Raw genomic sequence first — 4078 nt, 5'->3', positions numbered from 1 at the left:
GGGCTGTGCGCCCTGGGCGGCGGCTGCGTCGGATAGCGCTTTGGCAGTGCGCTCGGCGGCGCGTAGCTGGGCGACGGTTTCGGTGACATCAAGCTGTGTGCTGGTGGCATTGCTGCGGGCCGTGGCCGAGAGCAGCATGCCTTCGCCGGCACGCACGGCGAGCCAGCCGTCGGTGCGCAGCTCGAAGCCGCTGCCGCGCCACGGGCCCCGGGTGGCGCCGAGCGGGGCGTGGTGGATGAGATGGCCGAGACCGAGTTGGCCCTCGGTGGCGCTGGTGGCGAGGCGGGTGCGCAGTTGCCCGGGCGCGTCGTCGGCCAGCCACTGGTTGAAGCCCGAGGCATGGTTGTGGCTCATCCAGCCGCTGATCACGCCGGGATGGTTGGCGCCGGAGTCGTGGCCGGCGCTGAAAGGCGGAAGCTCTTCGCCGGTATGGAGTTGGCCGCGCGCGTGATTAGCGGCGTTGAGCGTCCAGATCCTTGAGGGCATCGAGCAGGTGGCAACTTTTTCCGATCTGGAGATTCTGGATGTCAATTACCCGCAAACCATGTCGCTCGCCTTTTGCTTCGTAGATGCCAAAAACCTCTGCGTACCAGAAGCCATCTTCATTACCGTGATCATTCATGAATTTCGCCAGCGGTGCTGATTGTTCGGTATTGCGGTCCATCAACAGGTATTCGGTTTGTCCAAGATCACAGCGCTTGAGGATCGCGTGCTTCCCATCTGTCGAGAGGGTTCCGATGAAGATGTCTTGAGCGTATGCACCATGCGACAGGAGTGTCGCCACGGCAAGGAAAGCTTTTAATATAGGTTTCATAGGAATAGTGATTTTGGCTTGAATGGGTAAGATCGTTCTTCAATGTGTTCCACAGTCGGACGGGCGCGTTGAAGCTCGCTTTACAACTTTGGTACTGACTGGTCGGGCGACCACTGCCAGAAGGTCTGGCCGTAATCGCCGCCCATCGAGGGCATGGTCTCGCCCTGTTTGAAGTAACGGCGGCTGTCGGGTTTGGCCGGGGTGAACCACCAGCCGGCTTCCGGGCAGGGCTGATTGGCCGGGACGTTGGGGCGGTTGGCCGTTGTCGGCGAACTGGCCAGCGCCGGGTGCGGGATCATGCGGCCGGTGGGCTTGACCGGGTGAAAGCTGGTGTCAACGACGGTGAAGGTTTCGTCGTCGCCGTTCTTCGTGACTTCGTAGGAGGCCTGCATAATCTGCAGGTGCTTGCGGGCGAAGACCAACGCGGCGGAGCCCATGCCGGTGGTCGGCACCCAGACACCGGTCCAGGGGACGATGTCGCCGGTTTTGCAGGTTACGGTCGTATCGGCGGCGTATTCGGGGATTTCGGCGGGGAGTTGGGGGAAGATGTCGTTTTCGTAGTAGCGGGCGATGTTGTTGCCGACGATGCCCATGTCTTCGGGAACGCAGTAGTGCCAATCCTTGGTTGCGTCCTTGTAGCCATCGCTCGAATACATGTTGCTCATTGTGAGTGCGCGCGAAAAATCAGAGGCAATGCCATACGCCGCGTCGAGGCGATTCATGAGCTCTTCCTGGTCAGGTTCGGATAGCCACTCCATGTTGCTTTCCCGGAAGCCACGTGGAATGGACTTCAATCCGCCACAGAATGCGATCATGGGCGAATATTCTCCATGGACTAGCGCGGCCTTCGCGTTGTCGAAGGTCTGAAGCAGATGATCCATCTTCCCGCCCCAATAGGGGACTGGCGCGTAGCCGGCGATGAAGGGATGGGCCTTTGCTCTGGTTTCGAGGAAGTGGAAGGCTTCCTGTAGGCGCATCCGTGCCCTTTCAAGGTATTCCGGTGAAACCACCGTGTACCAGAGGTGGGCTTCCTGGCTCAGATTGCGTTGCATGTTCATTCCTTCATGGGATTGGGCAAGCCAATCAAATCATGTTGATCTTCGAAATCCTTGAATCCCCAGCCGGTTTCGAATGGCCCTTCGATGCGCGGGTCGTTGATCTTCGTGCGAACGCCGGAGGGTTTTGATTCGCCCGTCACCGGATGTTTGATAGCGCCGCCCTCGACCATATCGGGGAACTGGGCGCCGACGAAATCGTCGGCTTGCACATTTCTGATCTGCGTCTTGGGATGCAAAACGACCTGATTCAGCCCCCCTTCCAGGAAGCCGTCGGCGACGTTCTCGCTGTTCTCATTGAGCCACTGCATGGCCGTTGGCCCTTCCCATACGGTGATGTCGCCATCGCGGTCCCGATTGTAGGTGTATTTCACATAGGTGCCGTTCTGGTTCCATTCGGGCTTGACCGCCAGCTTTCCGCGCCATATCTGCCGGGCCAGCTCGGGGTTGGCGTTGATTTCCTTCCATACCTTTTCGGTAATCCAGCAGGTGCTCAGGCTGCCGCTGGTGGGGTCGATGATGCGGTAGAGCGTCTCGCCGTTGGCCAGCGGGCGGGCCTTGACGCCTTTGGCGAAGCTCTCGATTTCCTCTTTGCCTAATGCAGGCGCGCCTTCGGCGAGCCCCTTGCGGTAGGCATCGGTTCTTATGAAGTCTTTCGGATCAAGCTGCTTGTACAACACCGGCTCCGCCGTCTTCACCCAATCCGGCTGATGCTTCTTGATCAACCGTCTCGCCCCTTGCTCCGACAGCGGCGCGATCCAGCCCTTGTTGACGTCCTGTGTATAGGCGACCCAGTGCATCTCGTCGAGGCGTTGGGCGAGGCGGCGCAGGATGGCGCGGATCGGTTCGATGTACTGATTGACGGCCTTGTCGAAGCCGCGCTGGACGGTGACGATGCCGTTGAGCAGTTGCTTGATTTTCGTGCCGGCCGCCTCGGGCAGCAGGGGCTGGAGGTAGCGCAGGATGTCCTTTAGCTTTTCGGTGCCGCTGTTGAACAGCCCTTTGAGCGCGGCGGTGTCGACCTTGCCGACCACGGTCATGATCGATTCGCTCACCCATTTGAGCACGTCAGGTACGCCAGCCTTGGTGAGGAACTGCTGTACCTTGGGATGGCGTAGGTACTGGATGATGTCGGGCAGGGCGTCGTCGAAGGCCTTGTCGAGGTATTTGACCATCTTGCTGGCGTTGGTCAGATCGTCCGCGTGTTTGATGTAGGGGCGCAGGCGCACCATCACGATCTTCACCACGCCCTTGGCGACCGAGCCCAGTTCGGGAAAGAAGCCGATGAGTGTGAGCACGAGCGCAAACCAGGCGCCGCCGGCGGTGGGGGTGCGGGCGATGACGATGATGTTGGCGATCAGGTCGCGCACATCCATGACGGTGTCGACGCCCGGTACCAGGCAGACCGCCGTATCGAGCCCGATCTGGCCGACGCTGCGGTTGGGGTTGAAGTCGCCTTGCAGCGCTTCCCACACCCAGTTGGCCTTTTGTTTGGCGTCTTTCGCGGTGTCGGCGGCATCGCGCCCCCAGCGATTGACCGCCTTGTAAATGTCTTCGAACGAAAAAGACATGTTTTCCCTTGTCTACGAATGTGTGAAATGCGTGGTTTCAGGCGCCAATGAAGGCTCTGATGGCCGCATCGAGATCGTTCAGCGTGTAGGGCGGAGGATCGAGGGACGTGGGCGGATTTTCGTAGTCGACACGGTGACTGCCTCCGGTGGGGACCGACTCCAGATGCGCGTAACCGACAGCGTCGAGCGCGCCGCGCCGAGTGCTGCCGTCAGCAAATGTCACGGTGTAGGGCGCATTCTTGATCGATGCGCCTTCCCAGCCACGCAGTTCGAGATCGAGCCAATTGGGTAGATCGCTGGCCAGACCTTCTGGCAAATCCTTGATCGACGCGCCCCCCCGCCCCGGCCCCTGAAACGCATTCCCCCCGCCTTTGACCGAGAACTTGCCAGGGCAGGCGAAGGTGATGTCGCCGCCTGACAGCGTCACCGAGCTTTGGCCAGCCTTGAGTACGATTTGGCCCCTGGCGAGGATGCGGATTTCGTTGTTTGAACTGGTGATGCTCACCGCCTTGTCGGCGTGAACGGCCATGGCGGCGGTGTGGGCCTGGATGGTGTGTCGGCCTGCGGCGGCGATGGTCTTGATGCCGCCGGCGTGGCTGAACCAGCTGGCCGTTTCACCGATGGTGGCGCTGAGGGTG

At 60.6% G+C, this 4078-nt stretch carries 5 protein-coding genes; all 5 read right to left on the bottom strand.

What is annotated here, in order from left to right:
- Positions 1 to 486: type VI secretion system Vgr family protein (locus FHP89_RS20840; protein WP_186300408.1), on the bottom strand; the 486-nt coding region annotated here is incomplete at its 3' end.
- The gene (locus FHP89_RS20835; RefSeq protein ID WP_144179647.1) at positions 452 to 784 is read right to left on the bottom strand and encodes a hypothetical protein; all 333 of its coding nucleotides are present in this window, start codon (positions 782 to 784) and stop codon (positions 452 to 454) included. The genes FHP89_RS20835 and FHP89_RS20840, both read right to left, overlap by 35 nt.
- Positions 785 to 894: 110 nt before the next feature.
- Complete coding sequence (locus FHP89_RS20830) at positions 895 to 1866, bottom strand: hypothetical protein (protein ID WP_144179646.1); 972 nt, start codon at positions 1864 to 1866, stop codon at positions 895 to 897.
- A gap of 2 nt (positions 1867 to 1868) precedes the next feature.
- Positions 1869 to 3440, bottom strand: a complete 1572-nt coding sequence (locus FHP89_RS20825) for a hypothetical protein (protein ID WP_144179645.1) — start codon at positions 3438 to 3440, stop codon at positions 1869 to 1871.
- A gap of 37 nt (positions 3441 to 3477) precedes the next feature.
- A partial coding sequence (locus FHP89_RS20820) for a DUF2345 domain-containing protein (protein WP_144179644.1) occupies positions 3478 to 4078 on the bottom strand: 601 nt, incomplete at its 5' end.

This window comes from Denitromonas ohlonensis (assembly GCF_007625205.1).
GTDB classification, from domain to species: Bacteria; Pseudomonadota; Gammaproteobacteria; order Burkholderiales; family Rhodocyclaceae; genus Nitrogeniibacter; species Nitrogeniibacter ohlonensis.
This window is presented reverse-complemented; position numbering and strand designations above follow the sequence as displayed.

What these genes read in the sequence shown, in the direction of transcription:
- FHP89_RS20830 (WP_144179646.1), bottom strand. Translation starts at nt 1,866, where the DNA reads ATGCAACGCAATCTGAGCCAGGAAGCCCACCTCTGGTACACGGTGGTT.
- FHP89_RS20825 (WP_144179645.1), bottom strand. Translation starts at nt 3,440, where the DNA reads ATGTCTTTTTCGTTCGAAGACATTTACAAGGCGGTCAATCGCTGGGGG.